This window comes from Micromonospora sp. SD19 (assembly GCF_054462275.1).
In genome coordinates, this window is the sequence record NZ_JBTLMN010000007.1 from 178065 (window position 1) to 194669 (window position 16605).

At 72.5% G+C, this 16605-nt stretch carries 18 protein-coding genes; 12 read left to right on the top strand and 6 right to left on the bottom strand.

Translation table 11 applies throughout. The features are described 5' to 3' along the window. Positions 1–194: 194 nt before the first annotated feature. Genes ACX27O_RS22830 through ACX27O_RS22845 form a run of 4 tightly spaced genes read left to right on the top strand, consistent with a single transcriptional unit; the run spans position 195 to position 2970 of the window. Entirely contained in the window at positions 195–680 is a 486-nt protein-coding gene (locus ACX27O_RS22830; RefSeq protein WP_007073334.1) for a CarD family transcriptional regulator, read from the top strand. Between the two features lie 56 nt (positions 681–736). Next, positions 737–1432, top strand: coding sequence for a 2-C-methyl-D-erythritol 4-phosphate cytidylyltransferase (gene ispD, locus ACX27O_RS22835; protein ID WP_357635997.1), 696 nt, complete (start codon positions 737–739; stop codon positions 1430–1432). Positions 1433–1445: 13 nt separating this feature from the next. Then, on the top strand, positions 1446–1931 hold the full coding sequence (ispF, locus tag ACX27O_RS22840) for a 2-C-methyl-D-erythritol 2,4-cyclodiphosphate synthase (protein WP_030327898.1): 486 nt from the start codon (positions 1446–1448) through the stop codon (positions 1929–1931). Positions 1932–1941: 10 nt separating this feature from the next. After that, positions 1942–2970, top strand: coding sequence for a tetratricopeptide repeat protein (locus ACX27O_RS22845; protein WP_210864855.1), 1029 nt, complete (start codon positions 1942–1944; stop codon positions 2968–2970). On the opposite strand, the gene ACX27O_RS22850 is transcribed toward ACX27O_RS22845, so the two are convergent. Continuing rightward, positions 2967–4133, bottom strand: coding sequence for a homogentisate 1,2-dioxygenase (locus ACX27O_RS22850; RefSeq protein ID WP_210864854.1), 1167 nt, complete (start codon positions 4131–4133; stop codon positions 2967–2969). The two genes, ACX27O_RS22845 and ACX27O_RS22850, sit on opposite strands and share 4 nt — an antisense overlap. A gap of 94 nt (positions 4134–4227) precedes the next feature. Here ACX27O_RS22850 and ACX27O_RS22855 point away from each other — a divergent pair, with 94 nt between their 5' ends. From ACX27O_RS22855 to ACX27O_RS22880, 6 genes are all read left to right on the top strand, one after another. Next, positions 4228–5097 (top strand): hypothetical protein, encoded by an 870-nt coding sequence (locus ACX27O_RS22855; RefSeq protein WP_210864853.1) that lies wholly within the window; start codon positions 4228–4230, stop codon positions 5095–5097. After that, complete coding sequence (gene fahA, locus ACX27O_RS22860; protein ID WP_458940048.1) at positions 5094–6290, top strand: fumarylacetoacetase; 1197 nt, start codon at positions 5094–5096, stop codon at positions 6288–6290. The genes ACX27O_RS22855 and fahA overlap by 4 nt, the downstream gene beginning before the upstream one ends. Positions 6291–6464: 174 nt before the next feature. Further along, entirely contained in the window at positions 6465–6674 is a 210-nt protein-coding gene (locus ACX27O_RS22865; RefSeq protein WP_030327888.1) for a DUF397 domain-containing protein, read from the top strand. 144 nt (positions 6675–6818) lie between these two features. Beyond that, positions 6819–7301, top strand: coding sequence for an SRPBCC family protein (locus ACX27O_RS22870; RefSeq protein ID WP_357635986.1), 483 nt, complete (start codon positions 6819–6821; stop codon positions 7299–7301). Positions 7302–7380: 79 nt separating this feature from the next. Continuing rightward, complete coding sequence (locus ACX27O_RS22875; RefSeq protein WP_458940049.1) at positions 7381–8637, top strand: outer membrane protein assembly factor BamB family protein; 1257 nt, start codon at positions 7381–7383, stop codon at positions 8635–8637. A gap of 100 nt (positions 8638–8737) precedes the next feature. Further along, entirely contained in the window at positions 8738–9088 is a 351-nt protein-coding gene (locus ACX27O_RS22880; protein WP_357635983.1) for an LPXTG cell wall anchor domain-containing protein, read from the top strand. Between the two features lie 91 nt (positions 9089–9179). Here the strand turns inward: ACX27O_RS22880 and ACX27O_RS22885 are convergent, their stop codons facing one another. The 5 genes from ACX27O_RS22885 to hppD form a co-directional block, all read right to left on the bottom strand. Continuing rightward, positions 9180–10103 carry a hypothetical protein gene (locus ACX27O_RS22885; RefSeq protein WP_458940050.1) on the bottom strand — a complete coding sequence of 308 codons (924 nt, stop codon included), beginning with the start codon at positions 10101–10103 and terminating at the stop codon, positions 9180–9182. A gap of 127 nt (positions 10104–10230) precedes the next feature. After that, positions 10231–10785, bottom strand: coding sequence for a hypothetical protein (locus ACX27O_RS22890; protein WP_458940051.1), 555 nt, complete (start codon positions 10783–10785; stop codon positions 10231–10233). Between the two features lie 136 nt (positions 10786–10921). Beyond that, positions 10922–12025 carry a histidinol-phosphate transaminase gene (gene hisC / locus ACX27O_RS22895; protein WP_357635976.1) on the bottom strand — a complete coding sequence of 368 codons (1104 nt, stop codon included), beginning with the start codon at positions 12023–12025 and terminating at the stop codon, positions 10922–10924. Continuing rightward, positions 12022–13044: an RDD family protein gene (locus ACX27O_RS22900; protein WP_458940052.1), complete on the bottom strand. Its 1023-nt coding sequence runs from the start codon at positions 13042–13044 to the stop codon at positions 12022–12024. Before ACX27O_RS22900 ends, hisC begins: the two co-directional genes overlap by 4 nt. A 192-nt stretch (positions 13045–13236) precedes the next feature. Continuing rightward, positions 13237–14442 carry a 4-hydroxyphenylpyruvate dioxygenase gene (hppD, locus tag ACX27O_RS22905; protein ID WP_210864849.1) on the bottom strand — a complete coding sequence of 402 codons (1206 nt, stop codon included), beginning with the start codon at positions 14440–14442 and terminating at the stop codon, positions 13237–13239. Positions 14443–14581: 139 nt separating this feature from the next. On the opposite strand from hppD, the gene ACX27O_RS22910 reads away from it, so the two are divergent. Beyond that, positions 14582–15085: an Lrp/AsnC family transcriptional regulator gene (locus ACX27O_RS22910; protein ID WP_358127886.1), complete on the top strand. Its 504-nt coding sequence runs from the start codon at positions 14582–14584 to the stop codon at positions 15083–15085. 70 nt (positions 15086–15155) lie between these two features. Then, positions 15156–16604, top strand: a complete 1449-nt coding sequence (locus ACX27O_RS22915; protein WP_387220349.1) for an outer membrane protein assembly factor BamB family protein — start codon at positions 15156–15158, stop codon at positions 16602–16604. The last annotated feature ends 1 nt before the right edge of the window (position 16605 follow it).

Below are 16605 nucleotides of genomic sequence, written 5' to 3' on the forward strand. Positions count from 1 at the left end.
TCGACGTTCTGTTCACCCGTACCGGGCAGTCATTTGCGCGTTACGGAGCGTGTTCGAACCATCGGTTTGACCGCCTGTCAAGCTGAAGCAAGACCTCTCACAGGGCCCCTGAGCTGCGCCAACGGTCAGGACATCGGTGAGACATCGGTGCCTGAGCGTGTTACCCTAGACACAGCGAAAGGGGTTTCGAACCTATGGTTTTCAGTGTCGGCGAGACCGTTGTTTACCCCCACCACGGGGCCGCACTCATCGAGGCAATCGAGACTCGGGTCATCAAGGGCGAGCCTAAGCAATACCTCGTCCTGAGGGTCGCGCAGGGTGACCTGACGGTCCGGGTGCCGGCCGAGAACGCCGAGATCGTGGGCGTCCGTGAGGTGGTCGGCGAAGAGGGCCTCGGGAAGGTCTTCGACGTTCTGCGGGCTCCGCACACCGAGGAGCCGACCAACTGGTCGCGGCGTTACAAGGCCAATCTGGAAAAGCTGGCTTCCGGCAACCCGCTGAAGGTCGCCGAGGTCGTGCGTGACCTGTGGCGCCGGGAGCGGGAGCGGGGCCTCTCTGCGGGCGAGAAGCGGATGCTCGCCAAGGCCCGCGACATTCTCGTCGGCGAGGTCGCGCTGGCTGAGAAGAGCACCAAGGATGAGGCGGAGACGCTGCTCGACAAGGTCCTCACCGAGGCCTAGTCCGCACAGCATCGTCGTACCCACTTCGTAGTGAAGAAACCACCGAGGACCGCGACGTGACCGCGCAGCTCAATCCGCGCGGTGACGTCGCGGTCCTCGTGCCCGCGGCGGGTGCCGGCGTACGGCTCGGCCCCGGCCGACCCAAGGCGCTGCGCCTGCTCGCCGGTGAGCCGCTGTTGGTGCACGCCGTACGTCGACTGGCTGCCGCGCCCTCCGTGCACACCATCGTGGTGGCCGCGCCGACCGCCGAGGTGCAGGCCGTCCGCGAGCTGTTGGCCCCGGTCGCGCCGGTGATCGTGGTGCCCGGAGGGGCGGAACGGCAGGCGTCGGTCGCCGCCGCGCTGGCCGCCGTGCCGGCCGGCCCGACGATCGTCCTGGTGCACGATGCCGCCAGGGCGCTCACCCCGCCCGAGCTTGTCGAATCCGTCGCGGCGGCGGTCCGGAGCGGGCGTGACGCGGTGATCCCGGTCCTGCCGGTCGTCGACACCATCAAGGAGGTCGGCGCCGGCGAGGTGGTGCTCGGCACCGTCGACAGGTCCGCCCTGCGGGCGGTGCAGACCCCGCAGGGTTTCCGCCGGGCCGTGCTCAGCGCCGCGCACGCCGCTGCCGGTGACTCCCTCACCGACGACGCCGGGCTGGTCGAGAAGCAGGGTGTCGAGGTGAGCTGCGTGCCCGGCTCGGAGTACGCAGTGAAAATCACCCGACCGTTCGACCTGGCCCTGGCGGAGCATCTGCTTGCCACGACCGGTTGACGCGTACCCTCTGATCATGATCGTTCCTCGGGTGGCCATCGGGACCGACGTGCACGCGTTCGAGCCGGGCCGGCCGTGCTGGGTGGCCGGGCTGCTCTGGCCCGACCAGGACGGCCTCGCCGGGCACTCGGACGCCGACGTGGTCGCGCACGCCGCCTGCAACGCGCTGCTCTCCGCCGCCGGTCTCGGTGATCTCGGTTCCGCCTTCGGGGTTGACCAGCCGGAGTGGGCCGGCGCGTCCGGGGTGGCGCTGCTGACCGAGACGGCCCGCCGGGTGCGGGCCGTCGGCCTGGAGATCGGCAACGTGTCGGTGCAGGTCATCGGCAACCGTCCCAAGATCGGCCGGCGCCGCGCGGAGGCGCAGGAGGTCCTCTCCGCCGCGGTCGGCGCCCCGGTCACCGTCTCGGCGGCGACCACCGACGGGCTCGGCTTCGCCGGTCGTGAGGAAGGGCTGGCCGGGATCGCGGTGGCCCTGGTGTACGACGCTCCGGCCGCCTAGGCTCGCCGCGATGTCCAGCGACCCCGCCCCCGACCAGTCCGCCGCCGACGGCTACGTCCAGCGGGCCCAACTCCTCGCCGAGCTGGGCCGCTACGACGAGGCGGCGGGGGAGTTGGCCTACGGGTTGGCCCTCCAGCCGGATGACGTGGACGCGCTCACCATGCTGGCCCGGGTGCACCTGGCCGCCGACCGCCCGGCCGAGGCGCTCACCGCCGCCGACACGGCAGTGGCCGTCGCGGCGGAGGCGGTGCCACCACTGGTCGCCAGGGGGATGGCGCTGGCCGATCTGGAGCGCTACGCGGAGGCGGCGGCCACCGCCGACCGGATCCTCGCCCTCGGCCCGACCGACGCGTACGCCCAGCGGAGCGCGGCGGCGATCCTGGCCGGCGCCCGCAACGGTCAGCCGGCGCTGAACGCGGCCTGGCGTGGTGTCGAGCTGGCCCCGCAGGAGCCGCAGGCGCACCTGGTGCTCAGCCTGGTCGCCGCCCGGTTGAACCTGTTCGACCTGGCGGAGCGGGCCTACCGGGAGGCGCTGCGGCTCGACCCGCGGATCGCCGAGGCCGGCCACGACGTGGGGGTCATGCGGCTGGAGCAGCGCCGCTGGTCGGAGGCGTTGGCGCACATCGCCGAGGCGGTGACGGTCAGCCCGAGCCGGATCGACTCGCCACGGACCCTCGCGTACGGGCTGCACCGCCTGGTGCTCTACGGCGCGGGCTGGTCGCTGGTCGCGGCGGTGCTCGTCGCGTTCGCGGCGTCGGCGGGCGACGGGTTCTCCCGCATCCTGGCGGTGCTCGCCGCGCTCACCGGGGGCATCGTCGTCTGGCAGCTCGGTGCCCGGCTGCCGGGGCTGACCCGGAGCGTCCTGCCCGCTCTGCTGCGCGCGGACCGCACGATGGCCCTGGCGATCTACGCCGTGGCCGCCGCGCCGCTGCTGCTGCTGGTGTACGCCATGGTCGGCTCACCGTGGCCCCTGGTGCTGGCCATCGCCGTCACCGCGGTTGCCGAGTTCGCCGTCTTCACCCGAACCGCCGTCCGCTAGGCGCGACGCGCCCACGTCCAGGCGTACCCCTCGTCCTCACAGGCGCTGGCGGCGTCGCAGAGATCCAGCGGGCGGAAGGTGTCGACCATGACGGCCAACTCGTCGAAGTAGTCCGCGCCGATGGAACGCTCGGCGGCACCCGGCTGGGGGCCGTGGGTGAAACCGGACGGGTGCAGCGAGATCGAGCCCTGCTCGATGCCGGAGCCGCGCCGTGCCTCGTAGTTGCCCCCGGTGTAGAAGAGCATCTCGTCGGAGTCGACGTTGTGGTGGTTGTACGGCACCGGGATCGACTGTGGGTGGTAGTCGACCTTGCGGGGCACGAACGAGCAGATGACGAAGTTGGGCCCCTGGAAGGTCTGGTGCACCGGTGGGGGCTGGTGGATGCGGCCGGTGATCGGCTCGAAGTCGTGGATGGAGAACGCCCACGGGTAGAGGTGCCCGTCCCAGCCGACCACGTCGAACGGGTGGTTGGCGTAGACGTAGCGGGTCCAACCGCGCCGGTGCCGGACGAGCACCTCGACCTCTTCGCCGTCGACGAGCAGCGGGGCGTCGGGGCCCCGGACGTCCCGCTCGCAGTACGGCGAGTGCTCCAGGAACTGGCCGCGTACGGAGAGGTAGCGCTTGGGCGGGCCGATGTGCCCGGACGCCTCGACGGCGAGCAGCCGGACGGGCTGGTCGCCGGTGGGCACCAGCCGGTGGATGGTCGAGGTGGGGATGACGACGTAGTCGCCGGCGACCGCGTCCAGCACCCCGAACGGGGACTCGACCCGCAGCGTGCCGGCCTCGACGTAGAGGCAGTGGTCGCCGGTGGCGTCGCGGAACAGCGGTGAGGGCCGGTCGGCGAGGACGTACCCGATCCGGACGTCGTCGTTGGCGAGCAGGTACTGCCGGCCGAGGATGGGGTCGGAGCCGCCGGTGTCCAGTTTGTGGGTGCGCAGGTGGCGGGGTTTGAGCGGCAGGTTCGGTGCCCGGGTGAACGTGGGCGGGGTGAACTCGTCGGCGGCCAGGATCGCGGTGGGCGCGTGCCGGTGGTAGAGCAGCGACGAGTCGGAGGAGAAGCCCTCCTGGCCCATCAGCTCCTCGGCGTAGAGGCTGCCGTCGGGCTGCCGGAACTGGGTGTGGCGCTTGCGCGGCACCTCGCCGACGCTGCGGTAATACGGCATCTCGCCTCCCGAGGGGTTCCGTCCACCGGCCGAAGGCGTCCGATAATCGGACGCTGTTGTCCGTTCCTCGTAGCGTCCCGTACATTCTTGTTCCGTGTCAACGCAGGTGCCCGCACTCCTGACCGGCCTGGTGGACGACGCCGCCGTCTTCCCTCCGGGCAGCGCCACGCTGCCCGACGCCCTGGCCGCCCACCGCCAGCACCGCGCCGCCTGGTACGCCGACCTGGTCGGACCGCTGCTGGTCCCCGCCTCGACGGTGGCGGCCGGCGAGCTGAGCGGGCTCGTCGACCCGGGCGAGGGCCTGGTGGTCGGCGTCATCGGTGACACCGGGATCGGGAACCTGCCGTTCGCGCTGTCGTTCCTCGCCCCGGACGGCGTCACCGCGCGTCAGGTCGAGGTGGCGGTCGCCAAGCGCGGCGAGGACCCCCTGCCCGGCATCGCCGAGCTGCTGCGGCTGACCGGCGAGCTGGCCGGTGTGGAAGCCATCTACGCCGAACTGCCGCTGACCTTCGGTCTGATGGGTGCGCTGGACGCGCTCGTCGCCGCGCGGGCCGACGGGGTGCCCGTCGCGGCCAAGTTCCGCACCGGTGGCCTGGCCGCCGAACTCTTCCCGACGCCGACCGAGCTGGCCACGGTGATCTGCGCCTGCCGGGACCGGGACCTGCCGTTCAAGCTCACCGCCGGCCTGCACCAGGCGATCCGGCACCTGGACCCGGAGACCGGGTTCACCCACCACGGCTACGCCAACGTGCTGGCCGCGACACTGGCCGCCGCCGACGGTGACGGGGTGCGCTCGGTCGCCGAGCTGTTGACCGTTGTCGACCCGCGGCCCCTGGTGGAGCGCGCGACGGCACGGCTGGACGCGCCCCGCCCGCTGTGGGTGGGCTTCGGCTCGTGCAGCATCCTGGAACCACTGACCGATCTGATCCGGCTGGGGCTGGTGAACGGGGGCTACGACGCATGACCTGGGTGACCGGCGCCGACGGTTCGCCGTACGGGGTGACGAACCTGCCGTACGGGGTGTTCCGACAGAACGGCGGTCCGGCGCGGATCGGCGTACGGATCGGGTCCTGGGTCCTCGACCTCGCCGCTGCGGAGGCCGCCGAGCTGGTGCTGGCCGCCGGCGCGCTGTGCCGGCCCGTGCTCAACGACTTCATGGCGCTCGGACGTCCGCAGTGGACGGCGGTACGCCAGCGGATCACCGAGCTGCTGACCGACCCGGCGCACCGGGCCGCCGTGGAGCCGCTGCTGGTGCCCCTCGACGACGTGGAGCTGCTGCTCCCCATCGAGGTGGCCGACTACGTCGATTTCTACTCCTCCGAGCACCACGCCGCGAACGTCGGGCAGATCTTCCGCCCCGGCCAGCCGCCGCTGCTGCCGAACTGGAAGCACCTGCCGATCGGCTACCACGGTCGGGCCGGCACCGTTGTCGTCTCCGGCACGCCGGTGACCCGGCCGACCGGGCAGCGGGCCTCCGCCGACGGCCCGGTCACCGGCCCGTCGGTACGCCTCGACATCGAGGCCGAGGTTGGCTTCGTGGTGGGCGTACCCAGCGCGTTGGGCGATCGGGTTTCCGTGGACGACTTCGCCGAGCACGTCTTCGGGGTGGTGCTGGTCAACGACTGGTCCGCCCGGGACATCCAGGCCTGGGAGTACCAACCCCTCGGCCCGTTCCTCGGCAAGTCGTTCGCCACCTCGGTCTCGGCCTGGGTGACGCCGTTGGACGCGCTCGGCGACGCCTTCGTGCCCGCTCCCGACCAGGACCCGCCGGTCGTCGACTACCTGCGGGACGTGCCGCACCTGGGCCTGGACCTCCGACTGGCTGTCGAGTGGAACGGCGAGCGGGTCAGCGAGCCACCGCTCGCCACCATGTACTGGACCCCCGCACAGCAGTTGGCGCACCTCACCGTCAACGGGGCTTCGCTGCGCACCGGTGACCTGTACGCCTCCGGCACCGTCTCCGGGCCCGAGCGGGGACAGGTCGGGTCCTTCCTGGAACTGACCTGGGGTGGGGCCGAGCCGGTCACTGTGGGCGGCGAGAGCCGCACCTTCCTCGACGACGGTGACACGGTGACCATCACGGCCACCGCCCCCGGCCCGGACGGCACCACCATCGCCCTCGGTGAGGTATCCGGCACGGTTCGTCCGGCCCGCTGAGCGGGCACCCGCCATCCGTCTCGTGCACGGGACCCGTGATCGCACCGGCTGTGCGATCACCGGCCCTTGTTGACCCGTTGATCGTCCGGATTCCGTTGCCACACCGCGCAATCCAAGCCGGGCTCCACCCGGCCGCCAGCGGTGGGCATCCCGACGCACACGGAGGTAACGACAATGCACGATCTTGCGGGCGCGGTCTGGCGTACCAGTAGCCGCTCAAACGACCAGGGGCTCTGCGTGGAAGTGGCGGACAACCTGGTCGATGTCCATGGTCTGGTCGGGGTCCGCGACTCCAAGGATCAGGCCGGCCCCACACTCGCGGTCAGCCCGCCGGGGTGGACAGCGTTCATCGGCGCGATTCGGGCCGGTCGCTTCGAGCGCTGACCGGCGCTTCGGCACCGGTCGACGACGACCGGTGCCGAAGCGACCGCCCAATCGGACAGCATCGCCCCCGGGAGGTGGAAATTCCGTCCCGGGGGCCCCGTCCGGCCCTCACTCCGCGTACCGTCGGGGACACGGGAGGGTGGCATGTCGACGGTGGCGATTACCGGGATCATCGAGGCCGACACTGTCGACGTCTGGCGTCTGCTGACCGACCTGCCCGGCCGCGCCGCGCGGCTGACCGCCGCCGGCCCGATCGAGGTGCTCACCCCCGGCCCGTTCGGTCCGGGCACCTCCTGGCGTGAGGAGCGCGTCCAGCCGGGCGGCGGCACGCTCACCGAGGAGTTCCTGGTGGTGGAGGCACTCGCGCCGCAACGACTGGTGCTCTGCTCCTCCGGTGCCGGCGCCGACTATCGCATCACCTGGGGCCTGCGGCCGGTCCGTCGCCGCAGCCGGGGCTGCACAGCGATCACCGTCACCCAGGAGGCGGTGCCGACCGCTCCGTACGGTCGGGTGGTGGCGCTACTGCTCGGCGGCCTGGCCGCCCGGGCGGTGGAGGCGGCACTCTGGCGTGATCTCGCCGATCTGGCCGTCGCGGCCGGTGCCACCGGCACTGTCGAAGCCGCCTGAACGCCAACCAGCAGCCCCGCCACGACCTGACCGGGGTCCGGCCGCCTCCGCTGGGTAGGGTGCCGGGCGGAGGTGCGGCATGAGGTTCCCGAGAGGCCGGCGACGGCTCGTGATCGCGGTCGCGGCGCTGCTCGCGACGGCGGCGGTCGCGGTCATCGTCCACCGGGTCCTCGCGCCGGCAGAGGTGAGCACCGTGGCGCGGGGCGACTACCCGGCCCCGGCCCGACCGGCTGCCGGAGTGATCGGTCGGTTGCCGGTCGCCCCGTTGATCGTCGACGGGAGGCTGCGGGTGTACGCCGCACACCGCCAGGTCTACGCCGACCGACCGGTCGACGGGCGATACCGGACCAGCCCCTACTGGTCGTACCGGCGGTGGCCGGCAGAGCTGAGCGGGGTGGTGGCCAGCGGCAGCACGGTGGTCAGCCGCTGGTCCGACGGGCAACTCGTCGCACTCGACGCCCGCACCGGCGGGGTGCTCTGGCGAGCCGACGGCCCGGAGCCCGCCGAGAGCGCGGCGCTGGTGCGGCGTACCGGGGCGGCGACCGTCTGGGATGCGCCAGGGCTCCAGCTCACCGACCTCCCCGACGGGCGGACCGTGCTGGTGGTGACCGGGGACGCCCAGGCGCGCGGGGTCGAGCTGAGCGGCGGTCGGGAGCTGTGGCGGGTCGAGCTGCCCGGCAGTTGCCGCAGCGACGTCGGCACCACCGCCGCCGGGCAGCTGATCGGTCTGGACACCTGCGCCGGGGCGGCGACTGTCGAGTTCCGGGACGCGGCGACGGGCGCGGTACGGGAGCGTTGGCGACCGCCGAACGGCCCGGACGCGTTGGTGGTGACGCCGCTCGGTTGCCGTACCGGCTGGTCGGACTGTCTGGGGCTGCGGACCGCCGGGCCGGGTGACGAGGGTGGTCGGGGTTGGCTGGTGGACGCCGGCCAGCCGGTCGCCGCCCCCGCGCTGGACCCGGCCGGTGCGGTGCTGGTCGGTGAGCAGTCGGTCGCCGTACTCGACGGGGTGGTGGTGGGTCGATCGGCGCGTACGGGCAGCGAGCTGTGGCGGTCCGCGGGCCTGGGGGTGGCCCGGGTGTTGGCCGCGCAGCCGGGCCGGGTGCACCTGCTGACCGAGGCGAGCGAGTTGGTGACTGTGGACCCGGTGACCGGTAGGCAGTTGTCGCGCTTCGTGCTCAACGTCGGCTCGGACGGCACCGGCTGGGCGCCCGGTGCGGTGACGGCCGAGGACGGGTTCGTCGCGGTCGAGCGGCTCCGTAACCCGGTCGACCCCGACGGCGACGACCGGCGTTACTACTACACCGGCGAGGCGGTGATCCTGGCCGCCACCTGATGGTGGCGTCTTCGACCACGGAATCGTGAACCGTTCTACCTCTTTGTCCGAAAAGGGTATGTTTTTCACGGTTCAGATTTCCGGTGGAAGGGGTCGGCGCATGGCCAGAACAGCAGCCAACTACCTCGTGGGCGGCGCGCTCGCCGCCGCCGCGAGCCTGACGCTGGCGGTGTCGCCGGTGCTGGCTGCGGAACCCGCCTCGGTACCCGGGTTCAGCGTCGCGCGGCCCGAGCCGTCCGGAGGTACCGGCGTCACCTTCGAGATCCTGCCGGCGTCGCCGACCCCGCAGCCGCCACCCACGTCCACGCCGACGGCACCACCGCAACCCTCGCCCAGTCACGGCGAGCTGCCGGTCACGGGATCGGGCGGGTCGGCGCTGCCGCTCGCCGTGCTGGGCGCGGCCCTGATCGTCATCGGTTGGTTCGCCGCCCGCCGCCGCCGACCGAGCTGACCGGCCGGGCTGACGGGCCTGGCCGGCGGCGGCCGGGCTGACGGCCTCGGCGAGGGGCGGGTTTCGGCGAAGGGCGGGCTGTGGTGCGGGGTCAACGACCGGCCGGGACGCGCTCCCTCGGCTCGCTGCTGGCTGGCCGATCGGACCGGCGCGAGCGGCGGACCAGCACTGCGAGGCCGACAACCAGCAGCAGCCCCGCGACGGCCGCCGCCACCGTCCACCCGGAAACGATCCGGGAGACGACGCTGCCCTGCTTTCCGACCTGACCGGGGTCGGGGAAGGTGATCTGCGCGGTGACGCCGCGCTTCACCAGACCGCTCTCCAGGTTCACCTCCGCCTTCCAGGGGCCGTTCGGCAGCGCGGCCGGGAACCGGGCGATGACCTGCCCGGACGCGCCCGGCGCCAGCGTGACGCCCTGCCCGACCGGAAACGGGCCGGCCCGGCTGCCCGCCGGGCCGTCGGCCAGGGCGACCGCGCCGGTCAGGTCGATGGCACGGCCTCCGGTGTTGGTGACCTGGACGGTCAACGATGGTTCGCCGGCGGGGCTGCGGGCCGGGCGCACCTCGCCGATCGAGAAGTCGGAGGCGGGTTCGCCGCCGGGCCCGACGTCGAGGTACATCCGGACGCCGACCCGGTGGACCTGACTGATCTCGCCGCCGGCTCGGGGGGTCGAGGTGGTGGACGCCCAGATCACCCCGTACCGCTCGCCCCGGGAGGCAGCCGGCGGCACCGTGACGGTCGCGCGGACCCGGGTCTCGCCCCGCGGTCCCAGCTGGACGGAGCGCTCGTCGAGGGTGACCCAGGAGGTCAGCTCGTTCTCGGCGCGGCCCTCGCCGAAGCGGAACGCCGCACCCTCCACTGTCGCGGCCGCCGGGTACACGTCGACCCGACGGGTCTGGTCGGTGCGGTTGACGATCAGCAGTTGCCGCTTGATGGTGGTCCCCGGCGGTAGGTGGTCGACGATGTAGCGCAGAGCCCGGGGGTCGGCGCGGCGCTCGGTCGGGGCTTCCAGCAACCGGATCCCGATGGTGCCGTCGTCCGAACCCGCATCCGGTTCGACCGCGCCGGCCCGGGTCGACAGACCCGGACCGGCGAGGCAGAACAGGGCGAGCGCGACCGCGATGGTCGACCGCCCCCGGCGGCTACGCCACGGAATGTGTCACCGTGCCCGTGTAGACGCCCGCGATGCTGTCCAGCGGGACGTTGACCACCAGGGTGGGGTTCCAGCTGGCGGTGTTGCCGCCGGTGCCGCCGCTGTGGGTGAACGCGGTGAGCAGGGTGACGCTGTCCAGCGGTGCGGCGTCGCCGGCGGTGGTCTGCCCGGGGGTGAAGGTGCCGTCACCGGTGGTCGCCGTCGCCGGACCGGACCAGTAGTCGATCTCGGCCGGCAGGACCGTCTCGGGCGGCGAGCCGCCGCCGGTCTGGAAGACCGTCGAGGTCACCGAGGCGACCCAGGAGGCGTCGGCGGAGCCTCGGGAGTCGTCGACGGTCACGGTGCCGAGCTGCCCGGTGATGGTGCCACCGGGGGCACCAGTACCAAGGTCGGCGGTGGTCGGCGCGACGATGTCGAGGGTGCCGGCGAGCACCTCGAACGTGGTGGCGGTGGTGTCGTCGGGCGCGGCGGCGGCCGGAGCGGCGAGGAAGCCGACCATCGCCGCGGCGGCCGCGCCGGCCAGACAGATCTTGGCAGTACGCACGTGTTTTACCCCGTTCTCGAAGTGAGTCGACGCGATCCTCGGCGGGTCGACTACTTCGGAAGATAGGGCAAAAAATGGAGCAAACCGGACAAAACGTCCATCAGTCATTAATTGGTCACAGATGGCCGGTCGGTCCTCAGGTCAGCGCCGTCTCCGCAGCGGCCAGGAACGCGTCGTTCTCCGCCGGGGTGCCGATGGTGACCCGGACGCCGTCCCCGGCGAACGGCCGCACGATCACCCCGCGCGACTCGCACGCCTTGCCGAACGCCACGGCCCGCTCGCCCAACGGCAGCCAGACGAAGTTGGCCTGGCTCGTCGGCGCCTCGGGCACGAACTTGCGCAGCGCCTCGGTGACCCGGTCCCGCTCCGCGACGACCAGGGCGCAGCGGCGCTCCATCTCCGTCGCCTGGGCCAGCGCGGCCAGCGCCCCGGCCTGGGCCGCGGTGCTGCTGGAGAACGGGGTCGCCACCTTGCGGATGGCGGCGGCCACCACCGGCTGGGCCACCAGCCAGCCCATTCGCAGCCCGGCGAGCCCCCACGCCTTCGACAGGGTGCGCAGCACCGCCACGTTGGGGCGGTCCAGGTAGTCGAGACCGTCCGGCACCTCCGGGTCGGTGACGAACTCCCGGTACGCCTCGTCGATCACCACCAGCACGTCGTCCGGCACCCCGTTGAGGAACCGGTCCAACTCGGCCCGGCGCACCGCCGTACCCGTGGGGTTGTTCGGGTTGCAGACGAAGATCACCCTGGTTCGGTCGGTCACCGCCGCGGCCATCGCCGCCAGGTCGTGCCCGTGCCCGGCGTCGTTGGGCACCCGCACGCTGGTCGCGCCGCTGGTCGCCACGATGATCGGGTACGCCTCGAAGGACCGCCACGAGTAGAGCACCTCGTCACCCGGCAGGCAGGTGGCCCGCACCAGGTGCTCGGCGAGCGCCACCGAGCCGCAGCCGGTGGCGATCCGGTCGGCGTCGACGCCGTACCGCTCGGCCAACGCGTCCCGCAGCGCGACAACGCCCATGTCCGGGTAGCGGTGCGACGTGGTGATCGCCTCGGTGACCGCCTCCACCACGCCGGGCAGCGGGCCGTACGGCACCTCGTTGCTGGCCAGCTTGATGGCCTCCGGCAGGCCCAACTCGCGGGCCAGGTCGGCAGGACTGCGCCCCGGCACGTAGTTGGGCAGCGCGTCCAGGTCGGCGCGGGTCAGCCGCAGTGCCGGCTGGTGACGTCCGGAGTCGGTCATGGGGTGTCTCCCGGGGGCTGGTTGCGGTCGTTCGAGGGGGCGGAATCGGGCCGGTTGGGGACTTCGACGACCACCGTCTGCGCGCGCTTGTCGTGCAGCGCCATGCGCAGCGGGTGGTCGAAGAGGGGGGAGAGGGCGTCGACCAGCTGCAGCACCAGGCCGAGCCCGGCGCAGTACCAGAGCAGCGTCGGCAGGCCCAGCGTGCTCCACCGGCTCAACGCCCGGCGGAAGCCCAGCGGCTGGTCGGCGGCGATCGGCACCGCCCGGATCCGCATCATCCGCTTGCCGACGGTCTGCCCACCGGCGGCCATGGCGGGCACCTCGTACGCCAGCCAGAGCGCGGTGGCGATCAGCAGGATCGCCACCAGGAGGGAGTTGGACTGCTCACTGGGGAGCGGAAGGCCCTCGGCGGAGGTGTCGCCGCGCGCCGCGCGCCGGAAGACCTCCTGCCAGTACGGTGCCCACTCCTGCGCCCAGCGCCAGACGAACCAGCCGTTGACGACCACGTTCAGGGCGAAGACGAGGCCGAAGTCGATCACCCGGGCGGCGAGCCGACGGCCGTAGCCGGCCAGCCGGTGGCCGTGCGGTCGTGGCTCGGGCGGCCGTCCGGGCCAGCCAGGATGACCGGCCTGTGGTCCCCATCCGGGTGGGCCGGCCTGCGGTCCCCATCCGGGTGGCCCGGCCTGCGGTCCCCAACCGGGTGGGCCGGCCTGGGGTCCCCAACCCGGGCCGTGCCCCGGCTGCGGGCCGTACCCGGGGGGTGGGCCCTGCTGCGGGCCGTACCCGGGGGGTGGGCCCTGCTGCGGCGGCCAGCCCGGCGCGGCGGTCGCCGCGTCGCGGGTTGCCGACGTCGCGGGCTCGGCCGGGGCGACCGGCGCGGGTGGTGGCTCGGGTGGCGGCGGGCCGTCCGGCGGGGTCGCGTCGACGGGGATGGGCGCGCCGAGCCAACCCTCGCCGTCCCAGTAACGCCGGGTCTCGGTGTCGGCGGGGTCGACGTACCAACCAGGTTGAACGCTCACGCGGCCGTTCCGCTTCGCTCACTCACGAGGACACCTTAACGACGACCGTCCCGGCGAACTCGTCATGGACGTGTCGCGGGGCGTACCCCGAAGGGTGTGGTCCGGGCAGCGGCGCGACGCCGCCGGTGGTGGGTCGGGGCCCACCGACCGGCGGCGTCGGGCACGACGGAGGTTGCGTCACGCTCGCAAGTGTTACAGGTTGCCGCGGGCTTCCTGCTCCCGCTCGATCGCCTGGAACAGCGCCTTGAAGTTGCCCTTGCCGAAGCCGAGCGAGCCGTGCCGCTCGATCAGCTCGAAGAAGACGGTGGGACGGTCCTGCACCGGCTTGGTGAAGATCTGCAGCAGGTAGCCGTCCTCGTCCCGGTCGACCAGGATCTTGCGGGCCTTCAGCTCCTCGATCGGCACCCGCACGTTGCCGATCCGCTCGCGCAGCTCGGGGTCGTCGTAGTACGAGTCCGGGGTGTCCAGGAACTCCACACCGGCGGCGCGCATCGCGTCGACGCTGGCCAGGATGTCGTTGGTGGCGACGGCGATGTGCTGCGCGCCCGGGCCCTGGTAGAACTCCAGGTACTCGTCGATCTGGGACTTCTTGCGGGCGATCGCCGGCTCGTTGAGCGGGAACTTCACCTTGCGGGTGCCGTTCGCCACGACCTTGCTCATCAGCGCCGAGTAGTCGGTGGCGATGTCGTCGCCGATGAACTCCGCCATGTTGGAGAAGCCCATCACCCGCTTGTAGAACTCGACCCACTCGTCCATCCGGCCCAGCTCCACGTTGCCGACCACGTGGTCGACGGCCTGGAAGAAGCGCTTCGGCTGGATGCCGGCGTCGATCATCGGCTGCCGGTCCACGATCGGGCCGCGGGCCACGAAGCCGGGCAGGAACGGGCCGGTGTAGCGGGACCGGTCGACAAGCGTGTGCCGGGTGTCGCCGTACGCGGCGATGGCGGCCATCCGCACGGTGCCGTGCTCGTCGCTCACCTCGTGCGGCTCGACGACGCTCGCGGCGCCCTGGGCGATGGCGTGCGCGTACGCGGCGTCCACGTCCGGCACCTCCAGCGCGATGTCGCTGACCCCGTCGCTGTGCCGGGCCACGTGCTCGGAGCCGTCGGCGTCCGGGCGTACCGCACCGGTCAGCACGAACCGGGCCGAGCCGCTGGTCAGCACGTACTGGGCGTGGTCCCGGTAGCCCTGCTCGGGACCGCGGTACGCCACGCAGGTCATGCCGAACGCGGTGGAGTAGTAGTGGGCGGCCTGCTTGGCGTTGCCGACCAGGAAGTGCACGTGGTCGAGGCCCCGGACCGGGAACGGGTCGTGGCTGATGTCGTGGTCGACAGCTCCCACGAGCCGGTCGATGTCGACGTCCTCGGTCGACTGGGGTCGGTCGATCGCCTGGGTCATGATGGGCTCCCTCGCGTACCGGCCGGCCTTGTGGGCCGCCGTGGTCGGTTCTTGTGGCGAGGATCGCTGGCCCGGTGTGGGGTGGGCAACTGTTGACAGAAATGCTGGTCAGGTTGCACATTCGGTATGGTCTGAGCCCATGAATGGTGAGCAGAATGTACAGCTCGACGCGCTCGACGTGCGCTTGATCGAACTGCTCGCCGAGGAGCCCCGGATCGGGGTGCTGGAGTGCTCCCGGCGGCTCGGGGTGGCCCGGGGCACCGTCCAGGCCCGGCTGGACAAGCTCATCGAGCGGCGGGTCATCCAGGGCTTCGGCCCCGAGATCGCACCGGCCGCGATCGGGTTCGCGGTGACCAGCTTCGTCACCCTGGAGATCAGTCAGCGACACGGCCACGACCCGGTCACCGCCCACCTCGCCGCCATCCCCGAGGTGCTGGAGGCGCACACCATCACCGGCTCCAGCGACCTGCTCTGCCGAATCGTGGCCCGCTCCAACACGGATCTGCAACGGGTCATCGACCAGATCGTCTCGTCCGCCGGGATCACCCGCGCCTCCACGATCATCGCGCTGGCCGAGCAGATTCCCTACCGCACGCTTCCGCTGGTGCGCAGCGCCGTGCGGGCCGACGGAAGGGCGCTGTAACACCTCCCCGCCCAGAAAGCGCGGCGACACGGCGACGCGGGCGTACGGAAGATCCGTGATCGTGGCTACGGTGTGCGGTGTGGCGAAGGGGAGCGTGCGCGGTGGGCTGCTGCTCGGCCTCGCCGTGGTCGTCGCCCTCGCCGCGACCGGCGTGTGGAACCCGTTCCCCGGCCTGTGGGACTGGGTGGACCGCAGCGAACCCATCTCCGAGCCCGACGTGGTCTGGCAGCAACGCGTCGGCGGCACTCCGCGCAGCGTGACCATCGCCGGCGACGCCGTCGTTGTCGAGCAGCGCACCCGGGTCGAGGCCCGCAGCCTGGCCACCGGCGCCCAGCTCTGGGAGCGCAAGGCCGACTGGGCGGCGGTCGCCGGCGGTGACCGTGACCCGGTCGTGGCCGTGGGCAAGCTCCTGGTCAAGGGGTACGAGCTGCTCGACCCGACGACCGGGGTGACCCGGCGACGTGATGACGACGCGGTTGCCGTCTGGACGTACCGCAATCTGCTCCTCGACGCCCGCTGCACCGACGCCACCGACTGCACCCTGAGCGCCTGGGACCCGCGTGGCACCGCGCCGCTGTGGACGGCTTTCCTGCCCGGGGTGCACAGCGGCCTGCTCGCCGACAACCCGGGTCTGCGCGGCACCCGCCGGCTCACCGCCAACCGGATCGACGACGGGGTGGCCGGGGCCGAGGCCGCGCCGCCACTGCTCGGTTTCCCGGTCGACGGTCGGGTCCACGTGGTCGACACCGCCACCGGCCGGGTGTTGCAGAACGTCGAGCCGGCCCGGGACGAGCGGCTCTCCGTGGTGGGCGGTCGGCTGCTGCGGATCGCCGCCCGCTCCCAGGACGGCACCTGTTACTTCGCCATCTCCGCCCGGGACTCGGCCACCGGGCAGGAGGCCTGGCAGCGGGCCGGCGTCAACCTGCGCACCGCCGACTCGGCCGGCTGCGTGCAACGCGAGGACCCGCAGGGCGCGCGGAACGTGCTGATCGGCGTCGCTCCCGACGGCCGTGAGGCGGTCATCGACGGGTACGACGGACGGCTGCTCTGGGTCGGTGAGTCGGGCACCAAGTTGATTGCTGTGGACGATCGCTCCGCGGTGTTCCGGGCCGCCGACAAACGCTCCGTGATCGCCCGTGAGCTGGGCACCGACAAGGTGCTCTGGACGCGGCAGGCCAGCGGCAAGGCCGGCGCGGCGCTCACCCCGTACGCGGTGGTGGTGGCCGACGAGAAGCCGTCCCGGCTGGCCGCCCTGGACCCGCGCACCGGCCGGGAGCTGGCCGCCCTGCGCACCTCGGCGAACGCTCTCGCCGTCGGATCACAGGGCATGATCATTGGCGAGGGGCGGGAGATCGGGTACGTCCGCTTCGTCGGCGCGGCCGGCGGCTCGTCCACCCGGCCGCCCGGCGACGGTGGGAATCCCCGGCCGGGCGGCACCGACCCCGGCGGGCCGGACAACGACGACTGCGGGCCGAAGGGGGAACTCTGCCCCGACCCGGGCGGCGGTAAGGACGGCTGAG